At 34.6% G+C, this 17,690-nt stretch carries 14 protein-coding genes; 6 read left to right on the top strand and 8 right to left on the bottom strand.

The genetic code is table 11. The features are described from left to right. The first annotated feature begins 30 nt into the window (after positions 1-30). The 5 genes from AD998_15030 to AD998_15010 all read left to right on the top strand — a co-directional run bounded on the left by AD998_15030 (position 31) and on the right by AD998_15010 (position 6,454). Complete coding sequence (locus tag AD998_15030) at positions 31-1,332, top strand: hypothetical protein (protein KOY87289.1); 1,302 nt, start codon at positions 31-33, stop codon at positions 1,330-1,332. A gap of 47 nt (positions 1,333-1,379) precedes the next feature. Further along, positions 1,380-2,777 carry a methyltransferase type 12 gene (locus AD998_15025; protein KOY87288.1) on the top strand — a complete coding sequence of 466 codons (1,398 nt, stop codon included), beginning with the start codon at positions 1,380-1,382 and terminating at the stop codon, positions 2,775-2,777. Between the two features lie 111 nt (positions 2,778-2,888). Continuing rightward, positions 2,889-5,459, top strand: coding sequence for a polynucleotide kinase-phosphatase (locus AD998_15020; protein ID KOY87287.1), 2,571 nt, complete (start codon positions 2,889-2,891; stop codon positions 5,457-5,459). 6 nt (positions 5,460-5,465) lie between these two features. Then, positions 5,466-6,014, top strand: coding sequence for a hypothetical protein (locus AD998_15015; GenBank protein ID KOY87286.1), 549 nt, complete (start codon positions 5,466-5,468; stop codon positions 6,012-6,014). Positions 6,015-6,085: 71 nt separating this feature from the next. Then, positions 6,086-6,454, top strand: a complete 369-nt coding sequence (locus AD998_15010; GenBank protein KOY87285.1) for a hypothetical protein — start codon at positions 6,086-6,088, stop codon at positions 6,452-6,454. A 109-nt stretch (positions 6,455-6,563) separates the two neighbouring features. On the opposite strand, the gene AD998_15005 is transcribed toward AD998_15010, so the two are convergent. The 4 genes from AD998_15005 to AD998_14990 form a co-directional block, all read right to left on the bottom strand. Continuing rightward, positions 6,564-7,424, bottom strand: coding sequence for a hypothetical protein (locus AD998_15005; GenBank protein ID KOY87284.1), 861 nt, complete (start codon positions 7,422-7,424; stop codon positions 6,564-6,566). 6 nt (positions 7,425-7,430) lie between these two features. Next, complete coding sequence (locus AD998_15000; GenBank protein ID KOY88227.1) at positions 7,431-9,797, bottom strand: collagen-binding protein; 2,367 nt, start codon at positions 9,795-9,797, stop codon at positions 7,431-7,433. 311 nt (positions 9,798-10,108) lie between these two features. Then, positions 10,109-10,927 (bottom strand): alpha/beta hydrolase, encoded by an 819-nt coding sequence (locus tag AD998_14995; protein KOY87283.1) that lies wholly within the window; start codon positions 10,925-10,927, stop codon positions 10,109-10,111. A 64-nt stretch (positions 10,928-10,991) separates the two neighbouring features. Next, a complete protein-coding gene (locus AD998_14990; protein KOY87282.1) occupies positions 10,992-11,573 on the bottom strand; it encodes a hypothetical protein in 582 nt (193 codons plus the stop codon). Between the two features lie 182 nt (positions 11,574-11,755). On the opposite strand from AD998_14990, the gene AD998_14985 reads away from it, so the two are divergent. After that, a complete protein-coding gene (locus tag AD998_14985; GenBank protein KOY87281.1) occupies positions 11,756-13,015 on the top strand; it encodes an NADH dehydrogenase in 1,260 nt (419 codons plus the stop codon). A 31-nt stretch (positions 13,016-13,046) separates the two neighbouring features. Here the strand turns inward: AD998_14985 and AD998_14980 are convergent, their stop codons facing one another. The 4 genes from AD998_14980 to AD998_14965 all read right to left on the bottom strand — a co-directional run bounded on the left by AD998_14980 (position 13,047) and on the right by AD998_14965 (position 17,385). Next, positions 13,047-13,481 (bottom strand): 3-dehydroquinate dehydratase, encoded by a 435-nt coding sequence (locus AD998_14980; protein ID KOY87280.1) that lies wholly within the window; start codon positions 13,479-13,481, stop codon positions 13,047-13,049. 17 nt (positions 13,482-13,498) lie between these two features. Then, entirely contained in the window at positions 13,499-14,479 is a 981-nt protein-coding gene (locus tag AD998_14975; protein KOY87279.1) for a hypothetical protein, read from the bottom strand. An 81-nt stretch (positions 14,480-14,560) separates the two neighbouring features. Beyond that, a complete protein-coding gene (locus tag AD998_14970) occupies positions 14,561-15,724 on the bottom strand; it encodes a hypothetical protein (GenBank protein KOY87278.1) in 1,164 nt (387 codons plus the stop codon). A 110-nt stretch (positions 15,725-15,834) separates the two neighbouring features. Further along, positions 15,835-17,385, bottom strand: a complete 1,551-nt coding sequence (locus AD998_14965) for a glutamyl-tRNA synthetase (GenBank protein ID KOY87277.1) — start codon at positions 17,383-17,385, stop codon at positions 15,835-15,837. Positions 17,386-17,690: the final 305 nt, after the last annotated feature.

Below are 17,690 nucleotides of genomic sequence, written 5' to 3'. Positions count from 1 at the left end.
ACTATGAAAACATATATCTTATTTTTATTAATGTTTGGTATAATGGCTTGTAATACAAAGCCTTCCAAGGAAGAAAAAACTGTAAAAAAAGATACGTCAAAACTTTCTCAGAAAGCTATTTTAACAAAAGAAGATAGAGAAGTTGTAGATTATGAACGCAATCAAACAAGTGATGGAACTTTTTCTACTAAAATACAAAGTGATGGTTTAGAGATATACAAAGCCAAGAATGCTCAAATTATCCAAACAGACTCAGGTATTTCGTTTAGAGTGTGTACCATAGATACCACCAGAAAGTTACAACAAGAATTTTCGTATGTAAAAGCCATAGAAAAAGCTTTGAATAAACGTATAGAAGGCTATTCGAGAATAGATGCAAAAACCAAAAAACTTGTTCCTGCCAGTAGTTTAGTAGCTTCTATGCAGATTGCCTATGTCAATCATCATCCATTTGTCATTTCTCCTGATATGATTTGGCTAACACTTTGCCAAGGATTTTCCAAACATATCAACACAAACCCCAACAAATACAGAAAATTTCTGGTGGCTCATCAGGGTAAAAAAAGACTTGATATTGTACCAAAGGACTTCAAAAAAGGTAAACAAAATCCTTGGGAAGAAGCCATTGTTCAGTGGCAAGATAGCATCAAAAAGTATGTCAAAGAAGATGCCTATGGGCTGATAGTGGATTCTTTTAGTACAACAGACCTCAATGCTACCATTGCCTATCAGGTAACACTGATGGAAACTATGCAAGAATACTTTAATTATGGAATGTATGGTTGTGGTATTCCTTATATTACACTGGAAGGTAAAACAGAAGACTGGGTAAAAATACGAAACAAAATTGAAGGTTTCCGAAAATATGATTTGAATGAATGGGTAGATAACCTGATACCTATTTTAGACCAATTTGTAGAAGCCTCTAAAGGCAATATTGATGTGGATTTTTGGCAAAATATGTTTAAAAATAATGTTAGACGCTACGGTCCAAAACTTATAAATGGTTGGATATTAAAATTATATCCTTATTTGGAAGACAGAAAAAATAATTCTGGTATAAGAGGACAAAAGAAATATATACGCAATGCTTTTCTGAAAGGAAATGCTTATCATAATTCAAATTTGGTACTTAAAGATTTTCCTTCGGGGCTTTCCAGTTTCGATTTTGTATGGATAGACCCTCGTATTAATTTAAGGGCAAATATGGAGTTTGGAGCTGGGTTTATTGGCATGACTCAAAACAAACAAACCAAAGCCCTTAAACCAGAAATAGGTTGGTATGTATTGGATAAAAACTCTCCATATATTGAAACTACACAAACTCCTTAGAAATTTACCAAGAAATTTATAGATTAAGGCAATAATTGTAAACAACAATGCTTTTAAACATCTCAACAACTCATTACCCTGCTACTGATTTGGGGTATTTGCTTCATAAACACCCTGATAAATTCCAGACCATCGAACTTTCGGTAGGGAAAGCTCATATCTTTTACCCCGAAAAAAGCGATGAACGAACGACCATTTCGTTGATGCTTGATATTGACCCCATTGATATGGTTAGAGGCTCAAAAAATATGATGGGAGATGGTTTTTCGTTAAGGCAGTACGTAAATGATCGTCCTTATGTGGCTTCTTCATTTATGAGTGTGGCTATTGCCAAGGCTTTTTCTACGGCTCTCAATGGCAAATGCAAAGATAAACCCGAATTGGTAGAAGTGGTAATGCCTTTTGAAATTTCAATTGCTTCATTGCCTTCTCCAAAAGGTGGTGAAAAGCTTATTCGTAAATTTTTTGAGCCATTAGGCTATGAAGTAAGCCTTACAAGACACCCTCTTGATACCAAATTTGACTGGGGAGAAAGCCGATATTACAGCCTTACACTCAAAGGTTTTAAAACTACTCAGGAAGTGCTTTCACATTTATATGTGTTAATTCCTGCTTTGGATAATGACAAACACTATTTTATAGATAACAGTGAAATTGAAAAACTCCTTGAAAAAGGTGGTGAGTGGCTCAGAGAACACCCTGAACGTGAGCAAATTGTACAACGTTATTTGCTGGGCTTGTATGGTCTTTCTAGAAAAGCCATCCAAATTATGAAAGAAGAAGAAATAGATTTGGAAAGTACTGAAATAGAAGAACAAACAGAACTGAAAGTAAAAAGAGAAACACTCCACGACAAGCGTTTGCAACTGGTTTCTGAAAAAATTATAGCATCTGGTGCTATCACAGTACTCGATTTGGGTTGTGGAGAGGGTAAACTGATTAAACTCCTGATGAAAGAAAGCCAAATTACGCAAATTTCAGGGATGGACGTATCATATCAGGAGTTACTGAGGGCTAAAGATAAACTGCGTTATGATGAAATGGCTCCCAAACAAAAAGAACGCATACAATTATTTCAAGGTTCTTTGATGTACAGAGATAAACGTTTTGAAGGCTTCGAGGCTGCTGCTGTAGTAGAAGTGATAGAACATCTGGAACTTAACAGACTCAAAGCTTTTGAAAGAGTATTGTTTGAGTTTGCCCGCCCCAAAACCATTGTACTCACTACTCCCAATCAGGAATACAATGTCATGTGGGAAAAACTGGATGCTGAAACTATGCGACACGAAGACCACCGATTCGAGTGGAACAGAGAAGAATTTAAAGCTTGGGTAGAGCAGATTTCAGAAAAATATAATTACACCTATTCCATTTTTTATATTGGTGATGAAGCTGAAAATATAGGCTCACCCAGCCAAGGAGTGGTTTTTAAGGATAAGTTATAAATTCTTTTTTTGATAAAGGAGGAAGGAAAAAAGAAAAAAGAGTTTTTTATCCTTATTCCTTTTTCCATACTCTTTTTTCCAAACTGTCTCAAATCTAATATCTCAAAAAATATGCATATAAAAGTTCCTGAATTGTCGTTGGTGGTTTTAATAGGGGTTTCTGGCTCTGGAAAAAGTAGTTTTGCTAAAAAGTATTTCAAAAGAACAGAAATCATCTCTTCTGATGAATGTAGAGCCTTAATTTCTGATGATGAAAACAATCAGGCTGCTACCCCTGATGCCTTTGAGTTGCTTCATTTTATGGCAGGAAAACGCCTCAAAAATGGTTTGCTTACAGTTATTGATGCAACCAGCGTTCAGAGAGAGTCTCGTAAAACACTCATAGATTTAGCCCGAAATTATCATGTTTTACCGATAGCTATTATTTTAGATGTTCCTGAATCAGTTTGTGCAGAAAGAAATAAAAAAAGAGAAGATAGAAATTTTGGACATCATGTCATCAGAAATCAATCACAACAACTCAAAAAGAACCTTAGAAGTATCAAAGAAGAAGGTTTTTCGCATGTCTATCATCTCAAAACCGTAGAGGAGATAGAAAATGTAGAAGATATTATCCGTGAAAAACTTTACAACGATAAAAAACACGAAACATCACCTCTTGATATTATTGGCGATGTACATGGCTGTTTCGAGGAACTGACAGAACTCCTCGCAGAGTTGGGTTACAAAATTGAAAAAGTAGACGAAGACGAAACAAATTTTGGGTTTGCTGTAACTCCTCCTGAAAACCGAAAAGCCGTTTTTGTAGGCGATTTGACAGACCGAGGACCTGATTCTCCAAGTGTTTTAAAGCTCGTAATGAGCATGGTACACGCAGGCACAGCCTATTGTGTTTGTGGAAACCACGATTCCAAGCTTCAAAAGCATTTAGCAGGCAAAAAAGTACAACTCAAACATGGTTTGGAAACAACTGTTGAGCAACTTGAAAAAGAAACAGACGAATTCAAACAAAAATTAGAGAAGTTTTTATACAAATTAGTAAGCCATTATGTATTTGATGAAGGCAGACTGGTAGTAGCTCATGCAGGCATCCGAGAAGAAATGCAGGGACGTGGCTCTGGAGCTATCAGGGCTTTTTGTATGTATGGCGAAACAACAGGCGAAATAGATGAATTTGGTTTGCCTGTTCGTTACAATTGGGCAAAAGACTACAAAGGAAAAGCCAAAGTAGTCTATGGACATACGCCTGTACCCGAAGCAGAGTGGCTCAACAGAACCATTGATATTGATACAGGTTGCGTTTTTGGTGGAAAGCTCACAGCGTTAAGGTATCCCGAAGATCAATTGGTATCTGTAAAAGCTAAAAAAGAATATTATACCCCCAGAAAGCCATTTTTATCAGAAGAAAATGCTTTAAATGCTCAACAAGAATACGATGATGTATTGGATGTAGAAGAGGTAATAGGCAAAAGAATTATCCAGACAAGGCTTAGAAGCAATATTACTATCCGAGAAGAAAACTCAATCGCTGCTTTGGAAGTGATGAGTAGATTTGCCGTAAATCCCAAATGGCTGATTTACCTGCCACCTACTATGTCGCCATGTGCCACTAGTAGCTTGCCTGAATACTTGGAATATCCTACAGAAGCTTTGGATTATTACCAGAAAAAAGACGTTCAGAAGGTGATTTGCGAAGAAAAACACATGGGTTCGAGGGCTGTGATAGTACTTTGTAAAGATGAAGAGGCTGCTCTCAAACGTTTTGGTGTTGAAAATGAAGGAATAGGAGTGTGTTATACTCGTTCAGGTAGAAATTTTTTCAATGATGAGATACTCGAAAAGGCTTTTTTGAATAGAGTAAAAGAGTGTTTGGATAAAGCTGATTTCTGGAAGAAATTTCAAACAGAATGGGTGTGTTTTGATACTGAACTGATGCCTTGGTCTGCCAAAGCCCAAGCCCTGCTCAAAGAGCAATATGCTGCTGTAGGGGCTGCTGCCAGTGCTGCTCTGCCCGAAGCCGAAAAAGCCCTTGCCCTGACACTTGCAAGAGGTATTGAAGGTGTAGAAAAATTTTATGAAAAAATAAAGGCAAAAAATAGTGCTGTTCAGCATTATATCAAGGCTTATCAGCAGTATTGCTGGGAAGTAAACAGCATTGATGATTATAAACTTGCTCCTTTTCATATTCTGGCAACAGAGGGCAAAGTACACATTGATAAAACCCATGAATGGCACATGCAACAAATTGCCGAAATCTGCAAACATAACCCTTCTTTTATGGTTGAAACGCCCTATAAAATTGTAGATTTCCATGATGATGCCAGCTACGATGAGGCTGTGGCTTGGTGGCTCGAACTCACTGCCAAAGGAGGAGAGGGAATGGTGGTAAAACCTTACGATTTTATTGCATACCAAAAAGCTGATTTTCTGCAACCAGCTATCAAATGTCGTGGAAAAGAGTATTTACGTATTATTTATGGTGCAGAGTACGATTTGCCCGAAAATTTAAAACGCCTGAAAAACAGAGCCTTGAATGCCAAACAATCACTGGCACTCAGAGAGTTTGCTTTGAGTATTGAGTCTTTGGAGCGTTTTGTACGAAAAGAGCCTCTCAGAAAAACCCACGAAAGTGTTTTTGGACTCCTAGCCCTTGAGAGTGAAGACATTGACCCAAGATTGTAGGTGAGTATGAACTATATAGAAATACTTAAAAGACTTTTGGGAGATACAATAGAAAGATTATTTCTAATAATGTGTTCAGATGGAATAGAAGATATTGATGTTAAGTTAGGCTTGGTGATGAATAAAATGCCTAACCAACTTATTGTAATAGGAACAGATTTAAGTGATTGGGAATCGCCTGCTGTAACACTTGAAGAATTACCCACTAGATGCTTGCAAGAAGAAGATTTTTATAAAAATATAGAAAAACGCATAAGTATAGAATCTGATGAGGAAATGTGGTTTTCTTATGAATATGAATATTATGATTTTTCTAATTCAAATTCTTTCAAGGATGTCATAACAAGAAAAATTAGTAATATTCAATTCTTTGGATGGAATAGGTATGAGTTTAGTCCTTTTGGAATAAAACTTATTTTTAAAAGTGATTTTATCCTATCCCTTTCTCATACAAATGGTAATACCATTGAAACCAAAAATTTTAATATAAATAGGAAATTTGAAATCCGTCAAAACTTTAGGGAAATTATTTACACAAATATAAATAGCCTATAATGGCTGATTTTGTATTTTAATTAGGTTTGTAGTAATACTAAACACGAGAGAAAAATTTAATTTCTACTGCTATGAATAAATATATTTTTCTAATTATTGTTGCTATAATTTTTGGCTTTCTTATCCAAATAAATAGGCACGATTGTGAATATATCAAAGAACGTACTCATGAAGAATATAAAGGCATAGTTGAAACAAAATCTAAGATAAAAAGTGACTATGTTTATGAGCTTCAAACTAACAAAGGATACAAAAAAATCTTTAGGATTAACAAAGAAGTAGATAAATACTTAATGGTGGGAGATTCTATATATAAAAAGGATTTTAATGAATGTCTGGTTATTAAAAAAGGAGAATCTAAGTTTTTTCAGAAATTTCATGATTTTTCTTCTGAGAGTAATTGTGATTCTATTGTAAAACCTAATGTATTCAAGAAATAAAAACATCGCTATTCGTGATTTGTAATCACGAATGTATACCATTGGTTTTATAAACCTAAAAAACAGAAAGCCTCTATTTTAAAGGCTTTCTGTTGAATAAAGTATACTTTTATTTAATCACTTGTCCATCTCCTTCTATTTTCCCCAACATACTAATCACGCTTGCTCCACCAAAATAACCAACAGCCTTTTTACCTTTAGGATTGATATTGAGTATATTGGTACGAACATTGGAAGGTGGATTGGCAAATAAACCTCCATTTTGGGTTTGTAAAATCAGTTCATTGTAAAAATTAAATGCATCACGAGTGATAGATAATACTTCTACTTTTAGTTTATCACCTACTCTGAAAGGGTCTCCGTTATTCAATTCTAAATTACTCAGATAATTACCATCGACAAACTGGTCTTCTGCAATAATAATATTATCAGGGCGATTCATGAGGGAGTCATTTCTATACACTTTTACCCTAAAATTATCACCTACACCTTCGTTTTCGGGTCCATTATAGAACAGAAAATAACCTTCACCTTTGCTTGCGGGGATATTGGGACGTTTTTCTTTTTTTACCACAATAGAATCAATTTGAGGTACATTGGGTGTAATTTCAGTTTGAGCCTCGTATGTTTCACCCTGCCATCTGATTTGTAGTTTGTAAGTATTCCCTACAATACCTTCAATTTGATTGATATTATAAATACCATTTCCTGCATGGGTGAGTTGTTCAGTGTTTCCATCGCTATCTGAAAGGGTAACAATGGCATCTGTTATGGCTGGGGGCTTGCCATTTTGGAAATAAGGGGCTGTCGTACTCAAACGAATGGACTGTTGTTTGTTTTCGTCTGTAATCCAGCCATCTACTGCAAGCAATGTTTCACCTTGGTCAAGTTTTACATCTATGGTTCTTTCACAAGAAAATAACCAAAATATAGCCAATACAAATATAGAATTCAAAAATATACGTTTCATAAGAGATTAAAATTTAAAGTTCCAAGTAACAGAAGGAATAATAGATGCGAAAATAGAAAGTTCCCTTGCCTGAGTATTTTGAGGAGCTTGTATCTGTCCATCTTTGGCAGGCTCTTGCCTGAAATACACTGTAAACGGATTTTTACGACCATACACATTATACAAAGAGAAAACCCACTCCTGTTCAAATCTGCCAGTTTTCTTTCTGTGATAAGTAGCTCCTAAATCAAATCTATGATAAGCAGGTACACGATAATTGTTTCTGACGTTGCCTGTGTTGTGTGGTACAACAATTCCATCCATCTCATAACGAGCATTAGGGAAAGTAGTAGCGACACCTGTTGCATAATTGAAATTACTTGAAAAAGACCATTTTTCGTTCAAATCATAAATAAGAACCAATGATAAATTATGTGTTCTATCATATTTGGCTCTGTACCACTCTCCATTATTGATACCATCAATTTTTCTTTCGGACTTGGAAAGCGTATAACTCAACCAGCCATTTAATTTCCCTGAATTCTTTTTCACATAAAACTCTGCTCCATAACTTCTACCCAAACCATACAACAAATCACCTTCCATTTGTCTATTTAAGAGTAACAAAGCCCCATCTACATAATCTATTTGGTTGGTCATGGTTTTGTAATACACTTCAGCAGAGGCTTCAAAAGTATTGTTTTTGAAATTTCTGAAATATCCAGCAGCCACTTGATCAGCCAGTTCTGGCTTGATATTATTGGTGGTTGGCGACCAGACATCAGTAGGGGAGGCAGCCGTTGTACTTGAAATCAAGTGAATATACTGTGAAGTTCTATTGTAACTGGCTTTAAAAGAGCTACTTTCATCAAATTGATAACGCATAGAAAAACGAGGCTCTAAATTTCCATAATCTGCAATGGATTGATTACTTGTAAATGTTCGTGGATTAACGGCAGTTTTACGTTTGCCTGTTTCGCCTACATAATCATATACAGTGCCTTTTCCTAAGAAATTGTACCAAGAATAACGCAAACCATACTGCAACTGCAATCTTGTAGAAACTTTGTGTTCGTGGTCTAAGTAAATGGCAGTTTCCAAAGCATTTTGTCTGTCCAAAGTAAATGGATTGAAAATAGAACCTTTCCCAACTTTGATAGAACCAGGGTAAAAATTGTATCTCAAAGCTGTTGCACCAAAGTTGAAAATACTTTTGGGAGATGAAAAATAGCTAAAATCTGCTTTTCCTTGAAATGTTTCAATTCTTGATGCCCAATCGAAAGCTTGTGTACCTGTCGGAACGCCCAAATTATAATCATAATTACTATAAATGCCTGAAAAATTGGCAAATAGCTTCGGATTGAAAGTTTTATTCCAACGAACAGTTGCTGTTGCATTGCCCCAATTAATCTTAAAATCATCACTAAACTGGAAAACATCCCTGCCAAAATATCCAGATACATACACTTTGTTCTTATCATTGATTTTATAATTGGCTTTGGTCGTTAAGTCATAAAAATATAACTGGTTTTGGCGTTGACTTTCATTTCCAAAAGCTCTCAAAAATACATCAGCATAAGAACGCCTGCCAGCCACAATAAACGAACTTTTATCTTTGATAATAGGGGCTTCTACTGCAAAACGACTTGAAACAGTTCCTACACCTCCCGAAGCCGTAAACTTCTGATTATTACCTTCTTTCATGCGTACATCCAAAACAGAAGCAAGTCTGCCACCATATTGTGCAGGAATGCCCCCTTTGATAAGTTTTACATCTTTTACAGCATCAGGATTGAACACTGAAAAGAAGCCAAATAAATGCGAGCTATTATACACAGCAGCCTCATCCAAAAGTACCAAATTCTGATCTACACCTCCACCACGTACATTAAAGCCTCCAGACCCTTCGCCTACAGTACTTACCCCTGGGGTAAGTTGTAAAGACCTCAAAACATCTACTTCACCAAGCAAGGCAGGCATTTTTTTAAGTGTTCTCATTTCAAGTTGTACCGTTCCCATAGCTGTACTTTCTACATTTTGGCGTGGAGAATCTTCTTTTCCAACGACTTCTACAGCCTCAATTTCACTTCCTTCAGGTTTTAATAGAATATCGAGTGTTTGGGAACTCTGTAAATCTACTTTTTTTACAATATCTACAAAACCTACATAGCTGACCGTAAGCTCATAAGAGCCTTTTTCAACGGTAATAGAATAGAAACCGTATTCGTTGGTAACAGCTCCTGCTTTCAATGATTTAATAACAACAGTAGCCCCAATCAGTTCCTCACCACTGGAGGCATCTTTTACTTTACCACTCAAGGTATATTTTTCTTGGGCAAATGCTTGTAGGATAATTGCTATCCAAAGCAAACAGACATAAACAATTTTTCTCATAGATGGATTTGAAGTAAATACAGCACTTAGACAATCAAAATTTAGATTACCCCTATGCAATTTCATAAAAAAATAAAATATTTTTTAAGTGCTTGATTCTTAATGGTTCATAACTTAATTATAGTAAGATATCTTAAGAGTGTATGGTTGAATTTTACATAAAAACGAAATAGTAATATAAATATTGAATTTACTACGATCTTATATAGTTGTTACACAACTACAAATTTATGAAAAACTTATCAAGAAAGCACTTGTATAGAAAATAGAATATTAATTAGTTGTGCGACCAAAACGTTATGGGCTACCCTCTAAGGCAGTTTAGAAAGAAGTAAATTCAAGTTATCTAAAACTAAATTAGGTTCTTCAATAAAAATATAATGTCCAGAATTTTTTGTTGTAATGTGTATAAAATCTGTGATGCCAGATTTCAATAATTGATGAGCATTATACCAATTTTGTCTATCTGTTGTATTGTGAGAGGCATCTACTTTCATACTTGTCAATATAATTGTAGGTACATTAGGTAAATTCGAGAGTGTAACCATATATTGTGAATCTTCAATTAGTTCTTTTGCTTCCATAGTTGCACCAAAATCTGCACCATTGCTATTCAAAAATGTATTATAAATCAGATCTTCTTGTTCTTGTGTTGGGTTGTTATATGCTTCATGGGAAGGATCAATTAATAATATCCCAGCTATTTTTGTTGGATTTTTTATTGCATAATCTCTCATAATCATTCCTGCAAGAGAATGCCCTACCAATATAACTTTTCTATTGTTTGCAAATTTAGAAATAACACTATCAAGTTCAGCACTTAATTTGACTATGTTTCTTGGTTTTGCACCTTTTTCAGATTTTCCATAACCAGCTCTGTCGTATAGTAAAACGTCTTGTTTAGAACTGATATTAGTTGGTAAGTTTTTCTGATTCCAAATAGAATGATCATCACCCAAACCTGATTCAAATACAATTAAATACTTCGTATTTTTAATGATAGAATAGCTAGTCAGTTTATGAGTTGGTAAAATAATTGTTGCTGTTGTAAAATTATTAGGATTTACAATATTTTTCTTGCAAGAAACAGATGCAATTAAGCAAAAAAGTAAAAAGAGTGATTTATACATAATTTTATATAATTTGATTGACGTAAAATTACTCAAGTCAAAAAAATAAAATCATACACCTAAGTTAATAAATCTCCTTTGTAAATCTTTTTCTTATTCTACTCAATGACTGGGGCTTTACTCCAACATAAGAAGCAATGTAATATTGTGGTATTCTTTGTACGATTTCAGGATAAGTTTTTAAGAAATGTAAATATCGTTGGTCAGGAGTATGCATATAAATAGACATTAATTGGTTTACCAAGACATTAAATCTATGTTCAATGACTATACGTCCAATTTTATCACCATTTTTAAAATTTGCATATAGATTTTGTAAATCATCATTTGTCATTACTAACATTGTAGTATCTTCAATTGCTTGAATACTTTGAATAGATTTACTTTTTTGAACTAAACTTTGATATTCTGCAATAAATTCTCCCTCTCTACTAAATTCCAAAGTTGATTCTTCTTCATTTTTATATACAAAGTATCGTATAAGTCCTTTTTGAATAAAACCTAGTTTATTATTAATTTCTCCTGATTGAAGAAAGAAATCACCTTTTTTTATTTGAAATTCTTTGAACGCTGACTTGAAAAATTCTATTTCATTCAATTCTAATGTTACAATATGGTTTAAGGTCTGAATTAGGTTATCATGCATATCAACTATAATTAAAGTATTCGGAAATTATTATTAACACTTAATAAATACGACAAAAATAAAAACATATTGCTTTTGAAAAGTGTTAAAACTGCTAAAAAAGCTAAAAAAATTTAGAGATTTCCTAAAAAATTGCTAATTAGCTACCTAATTTAGCTATTGTTAAAAATAGAGATATACTCATGGCAAATTTAGTACCCATTGAAAAAGACCCCCAACTCTTAGACCTGATAGGTTCTAAGAAGCCCAAAGTAGAAGATGCAGTGTATATGAACGACCTAACTACACTCAATTTAGGTCCAACACACCCTGCAACACATGGTATTTTTCAGAATATACTCCTCATGGATGGAGAAAAGATTATTTCAGGAGAATCTACCATAGGCTATATTCATAGAGCTTTTGAAAAGATAGCAGAGCAACGCCCTTTTTATCAAATAACGACTCTTACCGATCGTATGAACTACTGCTCTTCGCCCATCAACAACATGGGTTGGTGGATGACAGTAGAAAAGCTTTTGGGTGTACAAGTGCCTCAAAAGGCTCAATACATGCGTGTGATATTGATGGAACTTGCTCGTATCTCAGACCATATTATCTGTAATGGTATTTTGGGTGTGGATAGTGGAGCATTTACAGGATTTTTGTATATTTATCAGTGGAGAGAGCATATTTATGACATTTATGAAGAAGTTTGTGGAGCTAGGCTTACCACCAACATGGGTCGTATTGGTGGTTTAGAAAGAGACTTTACAGATAAAGCCATTGCAGGTATCAATAAAATACTTAAAGAATTCCCAGTTGTTCTCAAAGAATTTGAACGTCTGTTCAATAGAAACAGAATTTTCATGGATAGAGCCATTGGTGTAGGGGCTATCTCTGCTGAAAGAGCTTTAAACTACGGATTTACAGGTCCTAATTTGCGTGCTTGTGGTATCGACTACGATGTTCGTGTCAATGAGCCTTATTCAAGCTATCAGGATTTTGAATTTGATATTCCTATTGGGCAACATGGTGACACTTACGACCGTTTCATGGTGCGTAACGAAGAAATGTGGCAAAGTTTGCGTATTATCCAACAAGCTATGGATAAACTACCCAAAGCAGAAGGTAAACATTATGCTGATGACCCTCGTTATTATTTGCCTCCAAAAGAAGACGTTTATAACAACATGGAAGCCCTTATTTACCATTTCAAAATTGTAATGGGCGAAATAGATGCTCCTGTGGGTGAAATTTATCACTGTGTAGAGGGTGGTAACGGAGAGTTAGGCTTCTATTTGATTTCTGATGGTGGTAGAACGCCTTACCGTCTGCACTTCAGAAGACCAAGCTTCATTTATTACCAAGCTTACACCGAAATGTGCCAAGGACAGCTAATCTCTGATGCTATCATGACTATGAGTAGCCTCAATGTGATTGCAGGGGAATTGGATGCGTAAAAAATATTAAATAGAGTAAAAAGCCAGTATTTTACTGGCTTTTTTGTTTTTGAGTAATCAAATACTCAATGGCTAAATCGTAGCCTTTAAGCCCCAATCCTGAAATAATACCTACTGAAACAGCCGAAACATAACTCTGATGTCTGAAAGCTTCTCTTGCAAAAATATTGGAGATATGAACCTCTACCACAGGGCTTTTTACAGCCTTAATGGCATCAGCAAGGGCAATAGAAGTGTGGGTATAAGCACCAGCATTGAGAATTATTGCATCTGCCAAGAAGCCTATTTCGTGAATTTTATTAATGAGTTCTCCCTCAATATTTGACTGAAAATAACTAAGCGTAATATCTTTGTATTGCGTTTTGAGCTTTTCAAAATATTCTTCAAATGTTAGAGAACCATAAATTTCAGGTTCTCGCTTGCCCAATAAATTCAAATTTGCTCCATTGATGATTTGTATATGCATGATTTTGTGATGTTTAATTACCAGTATTCGTATTCATAAGTTGAAACTAGCTTTCGCATTTCTGTTTTGAAAGCTTTCTGTTTTATGTCATAAAGATGAGTTTGACTCATAAAAAAGCTGATACTCCCTTTTATAAGTCCTTTTTCATTATAGCTATATTCCTTGTAATCATGTAATTCAACTTTTGCATTAGGATCTCTTTGAAGTTTCTCAAAATCCTCTTCTGATAATCTATAGACTTTGTTTATATTTTTTTCAGAATCATGTGTATAAATTTGTACACAAGAAAGTGGACTTTTATTATTAGGATAATAATCTTTAATATCCTTGAATTTTAGTTTCTTATTTTGATAATGAATATAACCTTCAGAATAATTATTTTTATCACTCCCAAAAACTTCTTTTACATATGTTCTATTACTATCAAGGTAATTATATTTAATTACTAATGAAGATTCATTATAAGTGCTATCAAAGCTTCTTAGAGTTGGAGAAATTTTAAAAATATAATTTTTATCTTTATTGTAAAACACCTGTTGATGTTTAATTAAACGTTGAAGAGAATCAAATTCCTCCATTTGATAAAATAATAATAGACCTTTTTGATAATTTTTAATTTCAAAGATATTTTTCTTTTTAATGATGATTACAGAGTCTTTCATTTCCTTCTTAGAAACCCCATCAATACTAGAAGTAATTTGTTTATAATAATTGTCATTAATTACATAAGTAAAATCATGGATAATATTAATATTGTGTTTTGAATTATTTAAGATTAAAACCCTTCTTGTGATACGTCCCAAGGTATCAAAATAATTTTCTTTGGTTGTATAATCCATTTTATGATAAGCATTTTCCGTATAACTTTTGATAACAACTTTTTTTACTCGATTGTCTTTGTGATCCTTATATTCAAATGAATTAAAACCCCAAAAGGTTTGAGCAGAAAGTTTAAAGCAAATATTAAATAGTAATATGGTTATCAAAGAAAATTTCATAACTATGTTCAATTAAAAACGGCAAAACATCAGTTTTGCCGTTTAAATATAAAAAAAGCTTTTATTTTCTCAAAGTGATTCTTACTTAGGAATAATCTGAATAATTCTTCCGGGGCTTTCCACAGAAACATAAATACTGCCATCAGGGGCTTGTTTTACATTCCTGATTCTGCCTTCATTTTCAAGTAGTTTGTACTCTTGCACAATTTGGTTGTCTTTGATTTCACAACGACTCAAATACCTTGATGCCAAGCTACTCACCAAAAGATTTCCTTTCCATTTCTTAAATTTATTATCTGTAATAAAAGCCATACCACAAGTACCAATAGAAGGTGTCCATGTATGGATGGGGCTTTCCATGCCATCCATCAAAGGGCTTGCAGAAATCTGAGTATTGTCGTAGTTTGTACCATTTGAAACCAAATGCCAGCCATAATTTTTTCCTTTTCTGACAATATTAATTTCATCGCCACCTTTTGGTCCATGTTCGCTTTCCCAAATTTCGCCTGTAAACGGATTTAAAATCAAACCTTGAGGATTTCTATGCCCGTAAGAAAAAATAGTTGTAGCTGTTGTATTTCCTTGTAAAACAGGGTTGTCAGTAGGGATGCTACCATCATCTTTCATTCTGTGTACTTTTCCCCATTCACTTTTTACATCTTGAGAGTTTTTGTTGGTGGCAGTAGGTCCTCCATAGCTACCACTACCTCCTTCACCTACCGAAAGGTACAAAAAGCCATTTTTATCAAACTCTATACGGCTTCCATAATGCCCATACCAAGTATTTCCTGCACTTGTCTGAAAAATAATTTGTGCATCTGTGATAGTATTTCCATCTAATTTAAAACGCATCAAATTCAGTTGAGCCTGATTAAAACCTATGGGCAGACTGGCATAACAGATATAAATCAAACCATTGCTGGCATATTTGGGATGAATCCTGATATCAAGCAAACCACCTTGCCCACTGGTATGAATGGCAGGAAGCCCTGTAATTTCTGTAATACTGCCATCATTGGCATATCGGAATAATTTCCCTCGTTTTTCTGTAAATAACAACTCTCCATTTGGCAGAAAATCCATACCCCAAATAGTTTCCCGATTACTGAAAAGTGTTTTTATTTCGATGGTAGGTTCTTCGTTAGAAATGGGTTGAGTCTCGTTTTTAGTTTTTTTACAATTTGTAAAAATGAAGATAAAAACAAGTAGTTTGAGAGCAGCGGATACATTAAAATAGTTTTTCATGGCTTTTTAGGTTTTTTAAGTTTATACGAAAAAAACATCTATTTGTTTGAAAGCCATAAAAAAAGGCAAAACATCTGTTTTGCCTTTTCAAAGTGATAAAAAAAATATTTTTAAACTTTAATCGTATTCAGAGCATTTTCGAGGCGGGTAAGCACTTCAGTTTTGCCCAAAATCTGCATAATGGCAGCAAGGTCAGGTCCTGCACCTACGCCTGTAAGGGCTACACGCAAAACAGGCATTACTTGACCCAGTTTCAAGCCTTTGGCTTCTGCCTCATGGTGTAAAGCTTCTTTTGCTTTTGTACCATCAAAATTACTTTCATTAGCGAACTGGTCTTTCAAAGTTACAATTACTTCTTGTGTTTGAGCATTCCATTTCTGGCTTACAACACCTTCATCATATTTGCTGGGGCGTTCGAAGAAATAACGAGCTTCTTTCCAAAGGTCATCAGGGAAGGTAGCTCTTTCTTTCATGACTTCACAGATTTCTTGTAATTGAGCATCTGAAAACATACCATAATCTACACTTGCGGAATCTAAGCCAGCTTTTAAGTAATTTACCAATTCCTCATTGCTCTTAGCTCTTAAATATTGTTGATTGAACCAACGAGCTTTGTCAATTTCAAATTTAGAACCAGACTTGCCAATACGTTCAACAGAAAAAGTATCGATGAGTTCTTCTATTGAGAAAATCTCTTGGTTTGTCCCTGGATTCCAGCCTAATAAAGCTAAGAAATTGATAATGGCTTCAGGCAGATAACCTGCTTCTCTGTAACCAGTAGAACCTTGCCAAGTAAGCGGAAAAATAGGGAAACCCATGCTCTCTGCATCCCTTTTTGAGAGTTTTCCATGATTTTCCTGAATTACCTTGCCTTTAGGGTCTTTCAAATCAGGTTTTAAGATAAGAGGCAAATGAGCAAAATCAGGGTGTTCCCAACCAAATAACTGATATAAAAGTACATGGAATGGGGCAGAAGGCAACCACTCTTCACCACGAATGACGTGGGTAATTTCCATCAAATGATCATCAATGATGTTTGCCAAGTGGTAGGTAGGCATTCCATCAGATTTTAGAAGAACTTTGTCGTCTAAAGTAGAGCTTTCCACAGAAACCCAACCTCTAATCAAATCTTTGAAACGAATATTTTGTTTAGCAGGAACTTTAAGACGTATCACATAAGGCTCTCCAGCTTCCAGACGGCGTTGTACTTCGTCAGAAGGCAGTGTAAGAGAGTTTTTCATCTGCATACGTGAAATCATGTTGTAAGAAGTATTTTTGGCTTTGGCAGCTTCTAACTTCTCACGCATGGCTGTAAGTTCTTCAGAAGTATCAAATGCATAATAAGCATTTCCACTATCTATCAGTTGTTGTATATATTCTTTATAAATTCCTTTTTCTTTTCTTTCAGACTGGCGATAAGGGGCATGTTTACCACCTTTTTCGGGGCTTTCATCTGCTTCTATTCCTACCCAACGCAACGCTTCCATAATATAGTCTTCAGCTCCTTCTACATAGCGTTCTTGGTCTGTATCTTCTATACGGATTAAAAATTGTCCACCTGTTTGTTTGGCTAATAAATAGTTGTATAAGGCAGTACGAACACCACCAATGTGTAGCCCTCCTGTGGGGCTGGGTGCAAAACGGACTCTAACGGGTTTCATCGAAGGTTATTAAATTTTGAAATGCAAAATTAATAAATTAAAGGTTTATAGATAGAAAAATTAATAAAAAAATACTATTTAACAATTTGAGATACTTGAGTGTATTATTGAAAAATGTAACCTTTTTGCTATTGCAATCGTTAAGAATATCAACACCTTTGAAAGTATAACTATAAAAAATTAAAACTATTTTTTATTTCTATGAATGTATCTCATAAAAAACGAGGGGATAATTCTTATTTTGATATTATTATCAATCATAACCCCGAACTAATTTGTAGATATAATCTACAAAAGAAAATAGA

It is taken from the genome of bacterium 336/3 (assembly GCA_001281695.1).
Classification (GTDB): domain Bacteria; phylum Bacteroidota; class Bacteroidia; order Cytophagales; family Thermonemataceae; genus Raineya.
The sequence above is the reverse complement of the archived record's forward strand: the minus strand, read 5'-3'. Positions and strand labels throughout refer to the sequence as shown.